This is a genomic window from Amycolatopsis mongoliensis (assembly GCF_030285665.1).
Classification (GTDB): Bacteria; Actinomycetota; Actinomycetes; order Mycobacteriales; family Pseudonocardiaceae; genus Amycolatopsis; species Amycolatopsis mongoliensis.
In genome coordinates, this window is sequence record NZ_CP127295.1 from 972,330 (window position 1) to 991,664 (window position 19,335).

Sequence of the window (19,335 nt, forward strand, 5' to 3'; positions counted from 1 at the left end):
GCGCCAGCCGCGACGCGGATAGCCGGGTTGGTCAGCCGATACGTGGCGAACTGAAGTGCCTCCGCCGCGGGCCGGCAAGCCGAGCAACCTCAGCCGAGATGCGGCGAGCCGAGGTACCTCGGCCGAGCCGCGGCTAGCCGGGTTGGTCAGCCGGAGCGCGGCGGGCTGGGGTGCGCCAGCCGAGCGCGGCGAGCCGAGGTACCTCAGCCGAAACGCGGGAAGCCCCGACGCGGCGGCAAGCCGGGCGCAGTGAACCCGAGCTGGGTGACCACTCCCCCGGCTCGCCGCCGAGGCCGCCGCTAGTCGACCAAAGCCCCACAGCTGACGTTGACCGTCGAGGCCGTCATCGTCCGGGCTCGGTCCGAGGCCACGAACGCCGCCACCGCGCCCACGTCGGCGAGGGTTGCCGCTCGGCCGAGCATCGTCTTGCCCGCGATGTTCTCCTCCAGCTCCTCGCGGCCCGGGAAGCCGGCCGGGAGGGTCTCCGGGATTCCGCCCGTCCGGAGCGTCACCGCCCGCACCCCGTGCGGGCCCAGCTCCGCGGCGAGCTGGCGGCGCATCGCCTCGAGCGCGTGGAACGCGACCTGCAGCCCGCCCACCGAGAACTCGCGCACGGGCTCGCCCGCGCCGCCGAAGAAGAGGAGCACGCCGGACCGCTGCTTCACCATGTGGCGGGCCGCCGCGCGGGCCGTCAGGAACTGGGTCCGCACCGCCGTCAGGACCGGGCGCTCGTAGTCGGCGAGCTCCATGTCGATCAACGGCGTTCCCTGGACGTCGCCGTGGGTTATCAGATTGAACGAAATGTCCAGGCCGCCCTCGGCCGCGACCGCGTCGGCGTGGTCGTCCACCGACCGCGCGTCGAGGGCGTCCACCTCCGCCACCTCGGCCGATCCGCCCGCGGCGCGGATGCGCGAGGCGACCTCCTCCAACCGGGCGCGGGTGCGGCCCGCGAGGAAGACCCTCGCGCCCTCCTCCGCGAATGCGCTGGCCACAGCCGTGCCGATGCGGCCTCCGCCGCCGTAGACGATCGCGTTCTTGCCGGCGAGCAACGTCATGGGTCCCTCCGATGTCCGGGTGCCTTTCACCGGTGCGTCGAACGGGACCGCCCGGAATCGACACTCACGGACGCGGGACGCCCATCGGGTTCGGGACCGGGATCACGCCGGCGTCGATCACCGCCCGGCTCAGCGGGACCGCCAGCGCCAAGAGCCGCGACAGTCCCGCCGGGCCGAGCGCCTCCACCGGAGCCGCCGCCAGCCGGTCCGTGTCCTCTTCGATCCGGCGCCGCAACGCCGTGCCGGCCGGGGTCGAACGGCCGGAAGCGTCCAGCAGGCCGCGGGTCCGCAACGCCGAGACCGACGACGTCCAGTCCGCGTCGGACCAGCCTCGGTGGGGCTGCACGTCGCCGCGAGCGATCACGCCCTCGCCGATGTGGGTCACCGTCGTCTCCAGGCCCGTCAACCCCGCGTGGACCGCCGCCAGGACGTGGCCGTCGCCGCGGTGCTCGCGCAGCACCGTCGCCGCCAGCCACAGGCGGCCGAGCACGCCCGCCGGCCGCGGCACCGCGGACCAGGCCGCCGCCAACGGCCGCCCATCGAAGTGGCACGCGGAAGCTGCCCGCTCCAGCAGCGACGCCAGTTCATCGTGCCCCGAAGGCCCCAGCACACGGGAAAGCGCGGCCTCGACGGCGGAAAGCCGGGAACCGAGCACGTCCGCGGGCGCGGCGAACGACCACGCGTCCGGCAACGCCCGGGCGACCATGGCCGGAGCGAAGCCGAACAGCATCGACGTCGCCGCCGCGGGACCGACCGGGCCCAGCGGCGCGAGACGCCCCGCGAAGTACCCCATCCAGTACCCGCGCAGGCCGACCTCTTTCGCCGCCGCGGCCGTCTCCGGCGCGAAGTACACGACCGCGTGCAGCGGCTCCACGGCCGCCCACAGCCGCCGGACCGGTGATGTGCTCATGCCGCCATTCTCACCCCCAGGCGACCGGCAGCTCCCGCACCCCGTACACCAGCGTGTTGTGCTTGTACGCCAACGACTCCCGCGGCACCGCCAGCCGCAGGTCCGGGACGCGGCGGAACAGTCGCGTCAACGCCTCCTGCAGCTCGACGCGGGCCAGCTGCTGGCCGATGCACTGGTGCGCCCCGAAACCGAACGCGACGTGCGTGCGCGGGGACTCCCGGTGGAAGTCGAGCTTGCCGCCGCCGGGGAAGAGCTCTTCGTCGCGGTTGGCCGAGTTCAGCGCCGCCACCAGCCACTCCCCCGCCTTCACCGACCGGGTGCCGACCCGCACGTCCGCGGTCGCGTAGCGCAGCACGCCGAACTGCACGACCGACAGGTACCGCAGCAGCTCCTCGACCGCCCGCTCCGGCGCGGAAAGCACGACGTCGCGCTGGTCCGGGTGCTCCAGCAGCACCAGCGTGCCGAGCGCGATCATGTTGGCCGTCGTCTCGTGGCCGGCCACCAGGAGGCTCAACCCGAGGACGACCAGCTCCTCCATCGTGAGCGGGTCCCCGGACGAGACACCGCGGTAAATCAGCCTGCTGAACAGGTCGTCCCGCGGATTCCGCTGCTTGTCGGTGAAGAGTCCCGCCAGAAAGCCGGACAGCTCGTCGTAGGCCTGCTGCCGTTCTTCGCGCGTGGTGTCGGTGCTGACCAGCATTCCGCTCTGCCGCTGGAAACGCGAACGGTCCGCGTAGGGAACACCGAGCAGTTCGCAGATCACCAGCGACGGGATCGGCAACGCGAAGTCCCGCACCAGATCGGCTTCACCGGGCCGGGCGAGCATCGCGTCCAGGTGGCTCTCCACCAGTTCCCGGACGTAGCCGCGCATCGCCTCCACGCGCCGCACGGTGAACTCCGCGATCACCCTCTTCCGGATGCGCGAGTGGTCGGCGCCGTCGAGCTGGATGATGGAACCGGGACTGACCTCTTCGTCGAGGTCGGCGTTCGGGTTGACGTGCACCGAGGACGCACCGCGCGAGCTCATCGTGCGGTCGGCGAGCACCGCGCGGACGTCGCGGTAGCGCGTCACCAGCCAGGCGTCCATGCCCGCCGGGCAGCGCACGTGCGACGTCGGCGCGGTTTCCCGCAGCGTGGCGTAGTTCCCGGGCGGGTCGAACGGGCATCCGGCCGGTCGTGCCGCGGGGAGGGCCGGGGTTTCGGATGCTGCCGTCACGGCGGATCACACCTCTCTTCCGGTGGTTCGGACACTTCCACCATGGAGAGAACCGGCGCCGTCGTGGGACGTTCGACCCACTTCCGACCCGGATGGCCTAGCGGGCCCCGTATGCGCCGCCGTTCACGTGCACGACCTGCCCGGTGACGTGCCCGGCGTCCGGCGCGGCCAGGAACAGCACCGTCCCCGCGACCTCGTCCGGCGTGCCGGCCCGCTTGTTCAGCGCCACGGAGATCCGGGAGCTGAGCCATTCTTCGGTGAGCGTGCCGTGGAAGAACTCCGTGTCGAGGATGACGCCGGGCGCCACGACGTTGGCCGAGCCCGACGCACCGAGCTGCCGCGCGAGGTCGGTGTTCCACGCCTCGATCGCCGCCTTCGCCGCGCCGTAGGAGCCGGAGCCCTGCTTCGCCGCGACAGAGCCGAGAGTCACGACGCGCACGTTGTCGGCGAAGCGCGGCTTCAACGCGGCAGTGACCAGTACGGCGGAAAGGACGTTCGCGTCGAAGTTCGCGCGCCACGCGTCCGCCAGTCCCGCCAGGTCGCCCGCCGCCGGTGCCTCCCGGACCCGGTCGGTGTTGCCACCGGCGTTGTTGACCAGAACATCCACCCGGTCCGGCAGTTCCGCCAGCGCGGCCCGCACCGCCACCGGGTCGCTCGCGTCGAACGCGACCGCCCGCGCGCCGATCCGTTCGGCGGCCGCCTCCAGCACGTCCTTGCGGCGCCCGGTGACGGTGACCCGCTCGCCCGCCGCCGCGAACCGGGCGGCGATCGCCAGCCCGATGCCCGTGCCGCCCCCGGTGACCACGACTTCCCGCTGTTCGCTCATGGCGCCATCTTCGCCGACGGAAGCACCCGCGCGGGCGGCTTTCCCGCCGACCGGAACACGAAACCGGATTCGTTAGGAAACTTTACGAACAAGTCTTGACGGTGGGCCGCCGCCCGGCGAACCTGAACTCACGCCGCACGTCATCGTCCGCCCCACCCCCTTCCGGAGGCAGCATGACCCGGCGCGCGCTCGTGCTCGTCGTGACCCTGTTCCTCGCTCTGGCCGCCGCCCTCGCGGGCGGAAGCACGGCGAGCGCGGCCACCACGCAGCCGACCTTCCTCACCTTCTACGGCTGGTGGGACAACACCCCGCCCGGCGGCGACATCTCCTACCCGCAGATCCACGACACCGCGGGCGGCAAGGGCACCTACGCCGACCCGATCACCTTCGCCACCAGCAGCGACGAACTGAAGCCCGGCACCAAGGTCTGGGTCCCGCGGGTGAAGAAGTACTTCATCATGGAGGACGGCTGCGACGAGTGTTCCGACGACTGGAACAGCCAGGGCCCGAACGGCGGCCCCGGCCTGCGCCACATCGACCTCTGGCTCGGCGGCAAGGGTGGCAGCGCCTTCGACGCGATCGACTGCGAAGACGCCCTCACGCACTACAACCCCGACAACACGCCGGTGATGGAACCGGTGGTCGTCGACCCGCCGTCGAACGAGCCCTACGACGCGACGCCGATCTTCGACACCGGCACCGGTGAGTGCTGGGGTGGCGCGCAGCCGAACACCACGGTCGGCCAGTACCGCAACGACTCGACCGGCACCTGCCTCGAAGCCCCGAGCTCCGGCACCACGCTGAAAGTGGCCGCCTGCACCGGAAGTGACGCCCAGCGCTTCACCTTCCACGGCGCGTTCCTCGTGATCGACGACAAGTGCGCGGGCATCTCCGGCAGCTCGATCGTGCTGCAGACCTGCACCGGCGGGCCGGCCCAGCAGTGGTCGATCAACCCCGACGGCACCATTTCCGACATCCAGACGAGCACGAAGTGCTTCCGCGCCTCGGGCACGACCCTCACCGCGGGCAGCTGCTCCGGCACCCAGGCCCGCTGGACGTTCACCGCGGCGGGCGGCACTTCGAGCCTCAGCGTGACGCCGTCGGCGGTTTCGGTGGCACCGGGCGCTTCGGTGACAGCCACCGTCACCAGCACGGACGCCGTCACGCTGTCCGCGAGCGGCGCTCCCGCGGGCGTCACCGTGTCCTTCTCCCCGGCGTCGGTGCCGGCCGGCGGCACCTCGACCGCCACGGTCGCCGCCGCCGCGACCGCGAACCCGGGTTCGGCGACGATCACCATCACCGGCGGGACGAAGACCGCTTCGCTGGGCGTCACGGTCACCGGCGGAGGCGGCGGCACCGAAACGCTGCTTTCCCAAGGCAAAACCGCGACGGCGTCGTCGACGGAGTCGTCGTCCTACCCGGCGAACGCGGCCTTCGACGGCAACCTGACCGGCACGCGCTGGGCGTCCGAGGAGGGCAGCAATGCCGAGTGGCTGCGCGTCGACCTCGGCGCCACGAAGACGGTCTCGCACGTCAAGCTGAGCTGGGAAGCCGCGTACGGGAAGGCGTACAGCATCCAGACGTCAGCCGACGGCACGACCTGGACGACGATCTACAGCACCACCACCGGCAACGGCGCCACCGACGACCTCACCGGCCTGGCCGGCAGCGGCCGCTACGTGCGGATGAACGGCGGCACGCGCGGAACGTCGTACGGCTACTCGCTGTACGAGATGCAGGTTTACGGCACGGCCTGAGTTGCCGGATCGGCAACACGATTTGCCTCTTCGGTGACGTCTTCCGCATGCTGGGGACGTCACCGAGGAGGAGCCATGCCCCACGCACACGACCGGCCGATGACCACCGAGAACCTGCTCAAACGCGAGTTCTGGGAGGCGATGTACCAGCGCGACGACCAGATCTGGAGCGGGAACGTCAACGTCAACCTCAGCACCGAGGTCGACGGGCTGAAACCGGGGCGCGCCCTCGACCTCGGCTGCGGCGAGGGCGGCGACGCGATCTGGCTCGCGAAGCAGGGCTGGACGGTCGACGGCGCCGACATCTCGACCACCGCGCTGGCCCGCGCCGAGGCCGCGGGGAAGGAGGCCGGCGTGACCGTCCGCTGGCTGCACCGCGACATCCTGAAGTGGCAGCCGGAGGAGCAGTACGACCTGATCTCCTCGCAGTACATGCACCTGCCGCCGGACCTGCGCCGCGACGTCTTCACGGCGTGCGCCGCGGCGATCCGGCCGGGCGGCTCGCTGCTGGTCGTCGGGCACTCGCCGAAGGCCATGCGGGAGTTCGACGGCCAGAAGCCGCCGGAGGAGCTGTACTTCGAGCCGGAGGAGATCACCACCTACCTCGGCGATCCGTGGCAGTGGCTGGTCGAGACGTGCGAAACGCGCGGCGAGGGCCACCACACCGACGCCGTTTACCGCGCGAAGCGGCTGTAAATGGAAGCAGGGGCCCCTTCACGCGCCCTCGACGCGTGTGAAGAGGCCCCTGCGGGTCTTGATCGTCAGGCGAGCGAAAGGCCGTAAGCCTGCAGCTCCAGGGTGAGCGGGTAGAAGTAGCTGGTCACGGTGTCGCCGCCGGACAGCGTGCCGAGGCCCTTCGAACCGTCGTAGGCCGGGCCACCCGAGTCACCGTGGTCGGTGTGCGCGGTGGTGCCGAACTCGTGGTTGAGGACACCGACGTCGAAGTTGACCGACTCGTCGACCGAGGTGACCTCGCCGCTGCCGCCCCCGGTGGTCGAGCCCTGCTTCTGGATCTGCTCACCGACGGTCGGCTCCGCGGCGCTGGTGATCGCCTGGCCGGTGTTGATCTCGCCGGGGCCGGTGCCGTTCGGGCGGGTCAGCAGGCCGGAGTCGGCGCCGGGGCAGTCGCTCTCGACGACCTGCGCGCCGGAGACGTCGCCGCCGGACCAGGTGCCGCCGAGGTTGGTGCAGTGGCCCGCGGTGAGCAGGAACGGCTCGCCGCCGCGCGTCACGTTGAAGCCGAGCGAGCAGCGGCCCTGGCTGTTCTGGATCGCGTCGCCGTCCTGGATGTGCAGCTCGAGCTTGCCGGTGCGGTGCTCGACGCGGACGCTGTCGCCGTACTTCGCGGCGGCCGCGCTGACCTTGTCGGCGGTCTCCTTGCTGGCCGCGTCGTAGACCTTCACGACGACCTGGTTGGTCTTGGTGTCGATGCCCCACGCGGTCTGCGGGACGTTCTTCACCGCGTCCAGCTGGTTCTTGACGCCGGTGAGCGCGGCGAAGGTGTGCTTGACCTTCTTCGCGGTCAGGCCGGCGGCCTGCACCTGCTGCGCGGCGGCGTCGTCGACGACGTTCACGACGGCTTTGCCGTTCTCGAGGTAGACACCGCCGGAAGCGGCGCCGAGCGCACCGGCCACCTGGGTGGCGTGGGTGATGGCCTGGGCCTGCATTTCCGCGAAGGCCAGTGGGGACGCAGTGGCCGCCGACGAGCACACGCCCGCCGTCAGCGCGGCAGCCGACAAGACGGTGACGGTCCTGAGGGCGGTCTTCCGGGGAGTCATCAACTTCCTCCAGTTAGCCGGTTCGAAGCCTGCGCCGGTCACTTTCGTTGCCGGGCAACCAACGCACCACCGACGAAGGTTGGTTAATAACCAATCGATCCGGACATACCTCTCATCTCAGGCCCGGACAGCCCAGTGACGCTCCCTCGTTCGGCGTAACACTCACCCTTTCGGCCAGCGAACGTGGTCCTCGTACCCCGGGTTCTTCCGCAGGTATCCGGCGATGAACGGGCAGACCGGCACGATCGTCCGGCCCTGCGCGACGACGTCGTCGAGCGCGCCGGCGGCCAGGACCTTGCCCAGCCCCTGCCCCGCGAACGCGTCGTCGATCTCGGTGTGGGTGAACACTGTGAGGTCGCCGCGGAGGTCGTAGTACGCGAAGCCCGCCAGCTTGTCTCCCGCCCACACCTCGTAACGGCCCTCGTCGGGGTTGTCGACCACGCGGGTCTCGTCGGTCATGGGTTCTCCCTCGGTTGGGCCGGCCGGGGGACGCGCCCGGCCCGTTCGTGTGCATCCGGACTGCTTCCCTTGGCGGGCACCGGTCCCGTTTGGTTGCCTCACGGGGTGCCTCAGCAGCCGTTCGTCCTCCCCGAGTTCTACATGCCCTACCCGGCTCGGGTGAACCCGCATCTCGAGCAGGCCCGCACGCACAGCAAGGCATGGGCGTACGAGATGGACATGATCGACGTCCCGCAGCACGGCACCGTGATCTGGGACGAGCACGACCTCGACTCCCACGACTACGCGCTGCTCTGCGCCTACACCCACCCCGACGCCGGCGCGGACGAGCTCGACCTGATCACCGACTGGTACGTCTGGGTCTTCTACTTCGACGACCACTTCCTCGAGCTGTACAAGCGCACCGGCGACATCGACAGCGCGCGCACCTACCTCGACCGGCTCGACCTGTTCATGCCCGCCGAAGGCGAGATCACCGCGACGCCGGAGAACCCGGTCGAGCGCGGCCTGACCGACCTGTGGAACCGGACGATCCCGCACCGCTCGGCCGGCTGGCGCCGCCGGTTCGTCGAGAGCACCAAGGCGCTGCTGGAAGAATCGCTGTGGGAGCTGGCCAACATCAACGAAGGCCGGCTCGCCAACCCCATCGAGTACGTCGAGATGCGGCGGAAGGTCGGCGGTGCGCCGTGGTCGGCGAACCTCGTCGAGCACTCGGTGCACGCCGAGGTGCCGGACGAGATCGCCGCCTCGCGGCCGATGGAGGTCCTGCGCGACTGCTTCGCCGACAGCGTCCACCTCCGCAACGACCTCTTCTCCTACCAGCGGGAGGTCCAGGACGAGGGCGAGCTGTCCAACGGCGTGCTCGTGGTCGAGAAGTTCCTCGGCCTCACCACGCAGGAGGCGGCCGACGCCGTCAACGACCTCATCACCTCCCGGCTGCACCAGTTCGAGCACACCGCGCTCACCGAGGTGCCCGGGCTGTTCGACGAGCACGGCGTCGACCCGGCGGCCCGCGCGGCGACGTTCGCCTACGTCAAGGGCCTGCAGGACTGGCAGTCCGGCGGGCACGAATGGCACCTGCGGTCCAGCCGGTACATGAACGAGGGGGCGCTGGCCGACCGCGGCGGCCCGGAACTGGGCGGCGCGACCGGCCTGGGGACGTCCGCCGCGCGCATCTTCGGCTCGGTGCTCGCGACGGCGCCGCAGCGGCTGCGGGCTTTTTCGGCCACGCCGTTCCGGACCGTTTCCCCGCCACGGCCGTCCATCGAACCGCCGTTCCCGCTGCGGCTGAGCCCGCACCTGGACTCGTGCCGCCGCCGCAACGTCGACTGGGCGCGGCGGACGGGCCTGCTCGACGGCGTGGTGTGGGACGAGCGGCGCCTGCGCGCGGCCGACCTGCCGCTGTGCGCGGCGGGCATCGACCCGGACGCGACGGCGGACGGCCTCGACGTCACCAGCGACTGGCTGACCTGGGGCACCTACGCCGACGACTACTACCCGATGGTCTTCGGCGCGACGCGCGACCTCGCGGGGGCGAAGGCGTGCAACCTGCGGTTGTCGGCGGTGATGGCCGGTGCGGCGCCGTCGACACCGCTGGAAGCGGCGCTGGCCGACGTCTGGGCCCGGACGACGGCGGGCATGCCCCCGGAGAACCGGCTCGCGGTGCGGCGGGCGGTCGACACGATGACGTCGAGCTGGCTGTGGGAGCTGGCGAACCAGGCCCAGAACCGCATCCCGGACCCGATCGACTACGTCGAGATGCGGCGCCGGACGTTCGGCTCGGACCTCACGATGAGCCTCTCGCGGTTCGCGCACGGGCGTGCGGTGCCGCCGGAGCTGTACCGGACGCGGCCGGTCCAGGCGATCGAGCACTCGGCGACCGACTACGCGTGCTTCGTGAACGACCTCTACTCGTACCGCAAGGAGATCCAGTACGAGGGCGAGCTGCACAACGCGGTGCTCGTGGTGCGGAACTTCCTCGACTGCCCCGAGGAGCGCGCGTTCGAGGTGGTGAACGACCTGATGGCCGCCCGCCTGGCGGAGTTCACGCACGCGGCGACCGTCGAGCTGCCCGCGCTGTTCCGCGACTACGCCGTGGCCCCGGACGTGCGGGAGATGCTGCTGGAGTACGTCGAGGAGTTCCGGAATTGGCTGGCGGGGATCGTGAACTGGCACGAGAACGTCGGCCGGTACACGGAGGCGGAGCTGCGGTACCACCCGATGCCGCCGAGCGCGTTCGGCGGGCCGACGGGGATCGGGACGTCGTCGCTGCGGATCTCGTCCCTGCTGCCCGCCGGTCACTGAGGGGCGTGGTCCGCGTGATCAGCACGCCGACACGCGTGATTGCCGGGTCGACACGTGTGATTGCGCAGCCGACACGGCGGGCGGGCCACCTCGCCGCCGTGTCGACCCTCCGATCACGCGTGTCGACCTCCTGATCACGCGTGTCGACCCCTGGATCACCGGGGGAACGGGCCGCTGGTCGCTGAGGGGCGTTGTTCGCGCCACTCCGCCGGGCGTTCGCCGCGGGAGGGGGCGATACTCGACAGCGTGAGCGGCTTCAACCTGCGTTTCCTCGGCCATTCGACGGTCCGGCTCGAACTCGGTGGCCGGGTGGTGCTGACCGATCCCGTGCTCACCGCGCGCGTCGGCGGCCTCAGCCGGGTCGTGCCGACGCCGGACCGCGAGGCCTATGCGGACGTCGACCTCGTCCTCCTCTCGCACCTGCACGGCGACCACCTGCACCTGCCCTCCCTCAAGCTGCTCGGCAGGCGCACCCGCATCGTCGTCCCGCGCGGGGCCGGAGCCTGGCTCACCAGGAAGGGCTTCGAGCACGTCGAAGAGATCTCGCCCGGGGAAACCCTGGACGAAGGCGGGCTCACCGTCACCGCCACGCAAGCCGTCCACTCCGGGCACCGCTGGGGCCCGCGGCTCACCCACGGCCCCCAGAGCCCCGCGATCGGCCACCTGATCGAGAATGACAGCAAGAAGATCTACAACGCCGGCGACACCGACCTCTTCGCCGGGATGGCGGGCTTCGGCCCGGTCGACGTCGCCCTCCTGCCCGTCTGGGGCTGGGGGCCGAACCTCGGGCCGGGTCACCTGGACCCGGCCCGCGCCGCGAAAGCCGCCGGAATCACCCAGGCCCGCGCGGCCGTGCCCGTCCACTGGGGCACCCTCGCCGTCCCCGGGCTGAAACGGACCGCCCGGATGCGCCGGCTGCTCGCCGACCCGCCGCGGGTGTTCGCCGCCGAGGTCGAGGCCGCGGGCATCGCCACCGAAGTGCTGTTCACCGAGCCCGGCGCCGACGTCGCGCTCCCCGCGCCGACGGACCGGGCGTGAACTGGACCGACCCGGCCGTCATCGGGTACCCGGCTCTGTTCGGCGGTGTGCTGCTCGGCTCGATCATCCCGATCGTGCCCACCGGCGCGGTGGTCGGCGCCGCGGCCGCCGTCGCGACCACCACCGACCACATGTCCCTGCCGCTGGTCATCGTCCTCGCCACGCTCAGCGCGTACGTCGGCGACGTCGTGACGTTCGGGATCCCGCGCCTCGGCAGCGAAGCCGCGTTCCGCTGGATCAGCCGCCGCCAGCCCGCCGAGCGGCTCGAGAAGGCCCGGAACCAGTTCGCCCGCCGCGGCTGGCAGCTCGTCGTGATCGGCAGGCTCGTCCCGGCCGGCCGGATCCCGGTGCTGCTCGCGGCCGCCGCGCTGAGCTACCCGTGGCGGCGCCTGCTGCCCGCGGCGCTCCTCGCGTGCGTGCTCTGGGCGAGCGCGTACAGCTTGCTCGGCATCGTCAGCGGGGGCATCTTCGACTCGCCGCTCGTCGCGACGCTCTTGGCGACGGTGCTGGTCCTGCTGGTCACCGTGCTGATGAACCTGATCGCCCGGTGGCGGCGGAAGGCCAAGGAGAAGACGGGAGACCGAGTGTGACGACGTCCGCGCCGAAGGGCCGTCTGCTGCGCAGCGGCCGGGCCGTCGCCCGTGTCCTGCTGGTGTGGGCCGCGGTGATCGGCGCGCTGCGCCTGCTCGACGTCCTCCTGCCCGGCTTCCGGATGACGCACTGGTGGCAGCCGACGGTGTGCGCGCTGCTGCTCGGCCTCCTCGCCGGGGTCGTCTGGCCGCTGGTCATGCGCTTCGCCTACCCGCTGGCGTTCTTCACGTTCGGCCTCTTCGGGTTCCTGCTCCTCGGCGCGGGCACCCTGGCCGTGTTCCGCACCGTGCCCGGCGTCGAGATCGCCGACTTCCGGACGGCGGTGATCGTCGCGGTCGCGATGGCCGGCGTCGGCGCCTTGATCTCCAGCCTGCTCGCGATCGACGAGGACGAGATCTTCTTCCGCCGCGCCAACCGCCGCCGCCGGCGGCACGGCGCCGCGCCCGGCCCCGCCGACCAGCCGCCCGGCGTCCTGTTCCTGCAGATCGACGGCCTCGGGTTCGACACCGTCCGCCGCGCGGTCCGCGACGGCGACATGCCGACGTTCGCCGCCTGGCTCGCCGAAGGCAGCCACACGCTGACGCCGTGGCACACCGACTGGAGCTCGCAGACCGGGTCGAGCGTCTGCGGCATCCTGCACGGCTCCAACCACGACATCCTCGGCTTCCGCTGGTACGAAAAGGACCGCGACCACGTGATGGCGTGCGCCCACCCGACCGACGCGGCCGAGATCGAACGGCGCCACTCCGACGGGCGCGGCCTGCTGTCGGGCGACGGCGCGAGCCGCGGCAACCTCTTCTCCGGCGACGCCGACCACGTCAGCCTCACCATGAGCGCGATCCCGGTGCTGGTGCCGAAGAACCTGCGCCACCGCCGCCGCGACCGGCTCGGCGCCGGCTACTACGCCTACTTCGCGAACCCCGTCAACGCGCTGCGGACGTTCGTCGTCGCGCTCGTCGACGTCTTCCGCGAGATCAACGCCTCGGTGCGCCAGCGCCGCGCGGGCGTCGTACCGCGGGTCCCGCGCGGTGGCTGGTACCCGCTCGCGCGGCCGGGCACGACGGTGATCGCGCGCGACGTCGTCGTGTCGGCCGTGCTCGGCGACATGCTGGCCGGGCGGCCGGTGGTGTACGCGGACTTCCTCGGCTACGACGAGGTCGCGCACCACTCCGGCATCGAGCGGTTCGACACGTTGTCGGTGCTGCGCTCGATCGACCAGCAGATCGCGCGGCTGCACCGGGCGAGCCGGCTGGCGTCGCGCCACTACCACCTCGTCGTGCTGTCGGACCACGGCCAGACCCAGGGCCAGGCGTTCTCCGAGCGGTTCGGCGAGACGATCGAGGCGTACATCGGGCGGCTGTGCGGCGGTGTGCCGGCGGCGGCCGCGGCCAAGCGGCGGCAGGCCGAGAGCTGGCAGATCAACGCCGCGCTGGCGGAGGCGACCAAGAGCGGGGGCCTGATCGCGCGCCGGCTGCGGGCCCGGGTGGAGGACGCGGAGTGCGCCGACGACCGGCCGCGCACGACGTCCGGCTCCCCCGGCGCGGTCACCCGCGTGGCGCCGGGCGTGGTGGCCGTCGTGTCCGGGCACATCGCGATGGTGTCGTTCACCGAGCACGAGGGCCGCGTCGAGCTGGAGACGATCGAGCGGGAGTTCCCCGACCTGCTGCCGTCGCTGGTCGACCACCCCGGCGTCGGGTTCCTGCTGGTGCGCAGCCGCGAGTTCGGGCCGGTGGTCCTGGGCCGCGACGGGCTGCGCCGGCTGGCGACGGGGGTCGTCATCGGCGAGGACCCGCTGCTGCCGTACGGCCCGCACGCGGCGGACCTGGTCCGCCGGGTCGACACGTTCCCGCACTGCGCGGACGTGATGATCAACAGCCGCTACGACCCGGACTCGGACCAGGCGTCGCCGTTCGAGACGCACGTCGGCTCGCACGGCGGGCTCGGCGGCCCGCAGCAGCGCGGTTTCGTGGTGCACCCGCGGGTGCTCCCGCCACTCGGCGAGGTCGTCGGGGCGGAGGCGCTGCACCAGGTGTTCCGCGGGTGGCTGACGGAACTGGGGCACCCCGAGCCCGCGTCCGCGGAAACCCCTGTCGCTTCGGAGGTCGTTTCGTGAAACTGACGGTGTACGGCGCGTCCTGGTGCCCGGACGTGAAGCGCAGCCGCGCGCTGCTCGACCGCGAGGGCGTCGAGTATTCCTATGTGGACGTCGAGGCCGACGCGGACACCGAGCGCCGCGTCCGCGAGCTGCAGGACGGCGCGCGCCGGATTCCCACGATCGTGTGGGACGACGGCACGTTCCTGGTCGAGCCGTCCGACGACGAGTTGAGCGCGCGGCTGTGAAGCTGCTGCGGGAACTGCCGCTCGGCACGCGGGTCGTGGTGCGGTACCGGATCGAGGGCGGGTTCACCGACGCGCTCGGGAACCTGGTGGCGCGCGACGAAACCACGTGCACGGTGGACACGCGGCGGGGCCCGGTCGTCGTCGGCTTCGAGGCCGTCGCGCTGGCCAAGCCGGTGCCACCGCCGCCGGTGCGGAAATCGGGTGGCGGGCCACCGGCCGCTTTGTGACCATCGGGGCATGTTCGACGAACTGGTGGCCGAAGCCGACGCGGTGTCCGTCGACGGCTGGGACTTCTCCTGGCTCGACGGCCGCGCCACCGAAGCCCGTCCCTCCTGGGGTTACCAGCGCTTGCTGGGCGAGCGGCTCGCGCGGGTCGAGGCGGCGCTCGACCTCGAAACCGGCGGTGGCGAAGTCCTCGACGGCTGCCCGTCCCTCCCGCCGCTGATGGCCGCGACCGAGTCGTGGCCGCCGAACGTGGCCAAGGCGTCGGCGCGACTGCGCCCGCGGGGAGTCGTCGTGGTGGCCACCGAGGACATCCCGTTCGGCGACGACGTGTTCGACCTGGTTTCGAGCCGCCACCCCGTGACGACGTGGTGGGCCGAGATCGCCCGCGTCCTGCGTCCGGGTGGTGCCTACTTCTCCCAGCAGGTCGGCCCGGCGAGCGTGTTCGAGCTGGTCGAATTCTTCCTGGGGCAGCAGCCCGAGGACGTCCGCAACGGCCGCCACCCCGACCAGGCCGTGAAGGACGCTTCGGCGGCGGGCCTGGACGTCGTCGACCTGCGCTTCGAGTCGCTGCGCACCGAGTTCGCCGACATCGGCGCGGTGGTCTACTTCCTGCGCAAGGTGATCTGGATGGTCCCGGGCTTCACGGTCGAGCAGTACCGCGACAAGCTCCGGGAACTGCACGAGAAGATCGAGCGCGAAGGGCCGTTCGTGGCCCACACGACCCGGTTCCTCATCGAGGCCCGGAAGCCTTGACGATCGCCGACTCGACGCCGTCCAGCAGCAGCTCCAGCCCCGCTTCGAACGACAGCCGCGCCTCGCGCTCCAGGTAGGGCTCGTCGGACGACGCCGCTTCGACCGACTCGCCGAGACGGGCCACCGTCGGGAAGCGGGCCGTCAGGTCGGGGACCAGCTCGCCGAGCAGCGCCGACCGCGCGTACCACCAGTCCTCTTCGGACAGTCCCGTCTCGCGCGCCGCCTGCCGGGACTCCGCCGCCGCCTGGACCGAGCCGCGGACGACGTTGAACAGCGCCGACACCACCCACCGGACCCGCGCCAGGGGCAGGCCCGTCTCGGAGAGGACCCGCAGCAGCGTCTCCTGCACGTGGAACTCCCCCGGCCCGAGCACCGGGCGCGCCGGCGAGACCTGCAGCAGCCACGGGTGGCGCAGGTGCAGGTTCCACAGCTCGCCGGCCAAGGCGAGCGCCGCCGGGCGCCACCCCGAAGACAGCGGGTACGACGACGGCAGCTCCCCCAGCGTCCGGTCGTACATGAGGTCGACCAGCTCGGTCTTGCCCGGCACGTACGTGTAGAGCGCCATCGCCGTGCGGCCGAGGCGCTCCCCCACCGAGCGCATCGACAGCGACGCCATGCCGTCGGCGTCCGCGATGTCGATCGCCGCGGCGACGATCGCCTCGACCGACAGCCCCGGTTTGGGCCCCGGACCCGTGCGCGGCGCGACCACGCGCGGCCCCCACAGCAGCTCCATGGACCGCCGGGCGTCGCCCTGACCCGCGAAGACGACCACCTTGCCGACTCCTTACACCCTAAAGTATTGTACGATCGAGAATCAGTTTACAGCCTAAAGTATCAAGAAGGACGGTATGACCTCACCCAGGCGGGCCGCCGACACCCACGACGTGATCGAGGTCCGGGGGGCCCGGGAGAACAACCTCACCGGGATCGACCTGGACATCCCGAAGCGCCGGCTCACGGTGTTCACGGGCGTGTCCGGCTCCGGCAAGTCGTCCCTGGTCTTCGGCACCATCGCGGCCGAGTCCCAGCGGCTGATCAACGAGACCTACAGCGCCTTCCTCCAGTCGTTCATGCCGAGCCTGTCGCGCCCGGACGTCGACCTGCTGGAGAACCTCAGCGCGGCCATCGTCGTCGACCAGGAGCGGATGGGCGCCAACTCGCGCTCCACGGTCGGCACCGCGACCGACGCCTACGCGATGCTGCGGATCGCCTTCTCGCGGCTCGGCGAACCGTACGTCGGCACGTCCGGTGCGTTCAGCTTCAACCTGCCCGAGGGCATGTGCCCGACGTGCGAGGGCCTCGGCCGGGTGTCGGACCTCGACGTCACGGCGTTGCTCGACTTCGACAAGTCCCTGAACGAGGGCGCGATCCTCGTGCCCGGGTTCACGCCGGACAACTGGTACGTTCAGACCTACCTCGTGTCCGGCTTCTACGACCCGGACGCCAAGATCCGCGACTACACGCCGCAGCAGCTCGAGGACCTGCTGCACAAGGACTCCTGCAAGGTGAAGCTCGGCAAGACCAACGTCACCTACGAGGGCCTCGCGGTGAAGGTCAAGCGGCTCTACCTGCAGAAGGACCGGGAGTCGCTGCAGCCGCGGCTGCGCGCGTTCGTCGACAGGGCCGCGACTTTCCGCACCTGCGCCGCGTGTGGCGGCGCCCGGCTGAACCAGGCCGCGCTCTCGGCGAAGATCGACGGCAAGAACATCGCCGACTGCGCCGCCCTGCAGATCAGCGACCTCGCCGAGTTCGTCCGGAACCTCGACGCGCCGTCGATCCGGCCGCTGCTGGGCAACCTGCGCGACACGCTCGACTCGCTGGTCGAGATCGGCCTCGGCTACCTCTCCCTCGACCGCGAATCCGCGACGCTCTCGGGCGGCGAGGCCCAGCGCGTGAAGATGGTGCGGCACCTGGGATCCAGCCTCACCGACGTCACCTACGTCTTCGACGAGCCGACCGTCGGGCTGCACCCGCACGACATCGAGCGGATGAACAACCTCTTGTTGTGCTTGCGGGACAAGGGGAACACGATCCTGGTCGTCGAGCACAAGCCGGAGACCATCCGGATCGCCGACCACGTCGTCGACCTCGGCCCCGGCGCGGGCACCGACGGCGGCCGGCTCTGCTACACCGGCAGCGTCGACGGCCTGCGCGCGTCCGGCACGCTCACCGGCCGCCACTTCGACCACCGGGTGACGCTGCGCGACGAGATCCGCACGCCGACCGGGCACGTCGCCATCACCGGCGCCAAGCTGCACAACCTGCGTGACGTCAGCGTGGACGTCCCGCTCGGTGTCCTGACCGTGGTCACCGGCGTGGCCGGTTCCGGGAAGTCGTCCCTGATCCACGGATCGCTCGCCCACCGCGACGGCGTCGTCGTGGTCGACCAGTCGGCGATCCGCGGCTCCCGGCGGTCCAACCCGGCGACCTACACCGGGCTGCTCGACCCGATCCGCACGGCGTTCGCCAAGGCCAACGGCGTCAAGGCGAGCCTGTTCAGCGCCAACTCCGAAGGCGCCTGCCCGCACTGCAAGGGCCTCGGTGTCATCTACACCGACCTCGCGATGATGGCCGGGGTCGCGTCGGTCTGCGAAGAGTGCGAGGGCAAGCGGTTCACGCCCAAGGTGCTGACGCACCTGCTGCGGGGCAAGAACATCAGCGAGGTGCTGGCGATGTCCGTCGCCGAGGCGCGCGAGTTCTTCCCGTCGGGCTCCGCGCGGACGGTGCTCGACCGGCTCGGCGACGTCGGCCTCGGCTACCTGACGCTCGGGCAGCCGCTCACCACGCTCTCCGGTGGCGAGCGGCAGCGGCTGAAGCTGGCGATCCGGATGGCCGAGAAGGGCTCGACCTACATCCTCGACGAGCCGACGACCGGGCTGCACCTCGCCGACGTCGACCAGCTGCTGGCGCTGCTGGACCGGATCGTCGACGCGGGCAACACGGTGATCGTCATCGAGCACCACCAGGCCGTGATGGCCCACGCCGACTGGCTGATCGACCTCGGTCCCGGCGCCGGGCACGACGGCGGCCGCGTGGTGTTCGAGGGGACGCCGGCCGCGCTCGTCGAGAACGCCTCCACGCTCACCGCCCGCCACCTGCGCGAATACCTGGGGAAGCCGTGAACCCGGCCGGGCTGCTCGAAGTGACCGCGGTGCGGCGGCCGACGCCGCGCACCGTGCGCGTCACGTTCACCGGCGCCGGCGGGTGGGAGTCGTGGCCCGACCAGCAGCTCAAGCTCCTGTTCCCGCCGCCGGGCCACCCGGTGCGGCTGCCCGCGGGGGACGACGACGTCATGCGCTGGTACCAGGCGTACCTGGCGATCCCGGAGGACGAACGGCCGGTGATGCGCAGCTACACCGTGCGGAGCCGGGACGGCGGGACGATCGACGTCGACTTCGTGCTGCACTCCGGGGGCACCGACGGCCCGGCGACGGCCTGGGCCCGCACGGCGGCGCCGGGTGACGTTCTCGGCCACTACGGCCCGGACGCCGCCTACCGCCGTCCGGTGCCGAAAGCGGACACGGTGCTGCTGGCCGGGGACGAGACCGCCGTGCCCGCCATCGCCACCCTACTGTCCGAAGTGGACAACGCGGTGGTGTTCGTGGAGGTGCCGGACGCGGCGGAGGAGCAGCCGCTGCCTGCCGAAGTCCACTGGCTGCACCGGGACGGCGCCGCGCACGGCGGCCTGCTGCTGGACGCCGTGCGCGGGGCTTCGCTCGGACCGGGATCGGTGGCCGCGTGGCTCGCGGGCGAAGCGGGGATGGTGCGGTCGCTGCGCCGGCACCTCGTGAACGAGCGCGGGCTCGACAAGCACGCGATCGAGTTCACCGGCTACTGGCGCCGCGCCCTGACCCAGGACGACGCGCCGACCCCCGAGGACCTCGCCGACGCACGCGAAAAGCTCGGCGGCTAGTGCCGCACGTCTGAGGCTCGTTGACAGTGGGTCGTGAGTGAGAAACCGTGTTCTAACCCTGTTTCTCACTCACGACAAGCCGCGGCAGACCCGCGAACCGGCGCGCTCCCCCGGGCAAGGCTGCGCGGGCCCGACCTCTCCCGACGGCGACAGCCACCCCGAGCGTCAGC

General features: G+C 71.6%; 18 protein-coding genes. 11 read left to right on the plus strand and 7 right to left on the minus strand.

The window, feature by feature from the left end; all coding sequences use genetic code 11:
- Positions 1-299: 299 nt before the first annotated feature.
- The 4 genes from QRX60_RS04470 to QRX60_RS04485 all read right to left on the minus strand — a co-directional run bounded on the left by QRX60_RS04470 (position 300) and on the right by QRX60_RS04485 (position 4,007).
- Positions 300-1,055 carry an SDR family NAD(P)-dependent oxidoreductase gene (locus tag QRX60_RS04470; RefSeq protein ID WP_285999529.1) on the minus strand — a complete coding sequence of 252 codons (756 nt, stop codon included), beginning with the start codon at positions 1,053-1,055 and terminating at the stop codon, positions 300-302.
- A gap of 64 nt (positions 1,056-1,119) precedes the next feature.
- Positions 1,120-1,965, minus strand: coding sequence for an SCO6745 family protein (locus QRX60_RS04475; RefSeq protein WP_285999530.1), 846 nt, complete (start codon positions 1,963-1,965; stop codon positions 1,120-1,122).
- Between the two features lie 10 nt (positions 1,966-1,975).
- Entirely contained in the window at positions 1,976-3,181 is a 1,206-nt protein-coding gene (locus QRX60_RS04480; RefSeq protein ID WP_285999531.1) for a cytochrome P450, read from the minus strand.
- A gap of 97 nt (positions 3,182-3,278) precedes the next feature.
- Entirely contained in the window at positions 3,279-4,007 is a 729-nt protein-coding gene (locus QRX60_RS04485) for an SDR family oxidoreductase (protein WP_285999532.1), read from the minus strand.
- Between the two features lie 173 nt (positions 4,008-4,180).
- On the opposite strand from QRX60_RS04485, the gene QRX60_RS04490 reads away from it, so the two are divergent.
- Both QRX60_RS04490 and QRX60_RS04495 read left to right on the plus strand, forming a co-directional pair.
- On the plus strand, positions 4,181-5,764 hold the full coding sequence (locus QRX60_RS04490) for a discoidin domain-containing protein (protein ID WP_285999533.1): 1,584 nt from the start codon (positions 4,181-4,183) through the stop codon (positions 5,762-5,764).
- Positions 5,765-5,839: 75 nt separating this feature from the next.
- Positions 5,840-6,460, plus strand: a complete 621-nt coding sequence (locus QRX60_RS04495; protein ID WP_285999534.1) for an SAM-dependent methyltransferase — start codon at positions 5,840-5,842, stop codon at positions 6,458-6,460.
- Positions 6,461-6,525: 65 nt separating this feature from the next.
- Here QRX60_RS04495 and QRX60_RS04500 read toward each other — a convergent pair whose 3' ends face one another.
- Complete coding sequence (locus QRX60_RS04500) at positions 6,526-7,542, minus strand: S1 family peptidase (protein ID WP_285999535.1); 1,017 nt, start codon at positions 7,540-7,542, stop codon at positions 6,526-6,528.
- A 162-nt stretch (positions 7,543-7,704) separates the two neighbouring features.
- Positions 7,705-8,001: a GNAT family N-acetyltransferase gene (locus tag QRX60_RS04505; RefSeq protein ID WP_285999536.1), complete on the minus strand. Its 297-nt coding sequence runs from the start codon at positions 7,999-8,001 to the stop codon at positions 7,705-7,707.
- 141 nt (positions 8,002-8,142) lie between these two features.
- On the opposite strand from QRX60_RS04505, the gene QRX60_RS04510 reads away from it, so the two are divergent.
- The 7 genes from QRX60_RS04510 (at position 8,143) to QRX60_RS04540 (ending at position 15,252) form a co-directional block, all read left to right on the plus strand.
- On the plus strand, positions 8,143-10,305 hold the full coding sequence (locus QRX60_RS04510; RefSeq protein ID WP_286003500.1) for a terpene synthase family protein: 2,163 nt from the start codon (positions 8,143-8,145) through the stop codon (positions 10,303-10,305).
- 246 nt (positions 10,306-10,551) lie between these two features.
- Positions 10,552-11,343, plus strand: a complete 792-nt coding sequence (locus QRX60_RS04515) for an MBL fold metallo-hydrolase (RefSeq protein WP_285999537.1) — start codon at positions 10,552-10,554, stop codon at positions 11,341-11,343.
- Positions 11,340-11,933 carry a DedA family protein gene (locus QRX60_RS04520; protein ID WP_285999538.1) on the plus strand — a complete coding sequence of 198 codons (594 nt, stop codon included), beginning with the start codon at positions 11,340-11,342 and terminating at the stop codon, positions 11,931-11,933. Before QRX60_RS04515 ends, QRX60_RS04520 begins: the two co-directional genes overlap by 4 nt.
- The gene (locus QRX60_RS04525) at positions 11,930-14,047 is read left to right on the plus strand and encodes a phage holin family protein (RefSeq protein WP_285999539.1); all 2,118 of its coding nucleotides are present in this window, start codon (positions 11,930-11,932) and stop codon (positions 14,045-14,047) included. Before QRX60_RS04520 ends, QRX60_RS04525 begins: the two co-directional genes overlap by 4 nt.
- On the plus strand, positions 14,044-14,274 hold the full coding sequence (locus QRX60_RS04530) for a glutaredoxin family protein (protein WP_285999540.1): 231 nt from the start codon (positions 14,044-14,046) through the stop codon (positions 14,272-14,274). Before QRX60_RS04525 ends, QRX60_RS04530 begins: the two co-directional genes overlap by 4 nt.
- Entirely contained in the window at positions 14,271-14,501 is a 231-nt protein-coding gene (locus QRX60_RS04535; protein ID WP_285999541.1) for a putative acetyltransferase, read from the plus strand. The genes QRX60_RS04530 and QRX60_RS04535 overlap by 4 nt, the downstream gene beginning before the upstream one ends.
- Before the next feature lie 10 nt (positions 14,502-14,511).
- Complete coding sequence (locus QRX60_RS04540; protein WP_285999542.1) at positions 14,512-15,252, plus strand: methyltransferase domain-containing protein; 741 nt, start codon at positions 14,512-14,514, stop codon at positions 15,250-15,252.
- Here the strand turns inward: QRX60_RS04540 and QRX60_RS04545 are convergent.
- Positions 15,230-16,024 (minus strand): TetR/AcrR family transcriptional regulator C-terminal domain-containing protein, encoded by a 795-nt coding sequence (locus tag QRX60_RS04545; RefSeq protein ID WP_285999543.1) that lies wholly within the window; start codon positions 16,022-16,024, stop codon positions 15,230-15,232. The genes QRX60_RS04540 and QRX60_RS04545 overlap by 23 nt on opposite strands.
- Positions 16,025-16,100: 76 nt before the next feature.
- Here QRX60_RS04545 and QRX60_RS04550 point away from each other — a divergent pair, with 76 nt between their 5' ends.
- Together QRX60_RS04550 and QRX60_RS04555 are read left to right on the plus strand one after the other, a co-directional pair.
- Entirely contained in the window at positions 16,101-18,374 is a 2,274-nt protein-coding gene (locus QRX60_RS04550) for an excinuclease ABC subunit UvrA (RefSeq protein WP_285999544.1), read from the plus strand.
- Complete coding sequence (locus QRX60_RS04555; RefSeq protein ID WP_285999545.1) at positions 18,371-19,165, plus strand: siderophore-interacting protein; 795 nt, start codon at positions 18,371-18,373, stop codon at positions 19,163-19,165. The genes QRX60_RS04550 and QRX60_RS04555 overlap by 4 nt, the downstream gene beginning before the upstream one ends.
- Positions 19,166-19,335 lie beyond the last annotated feature (170 nt).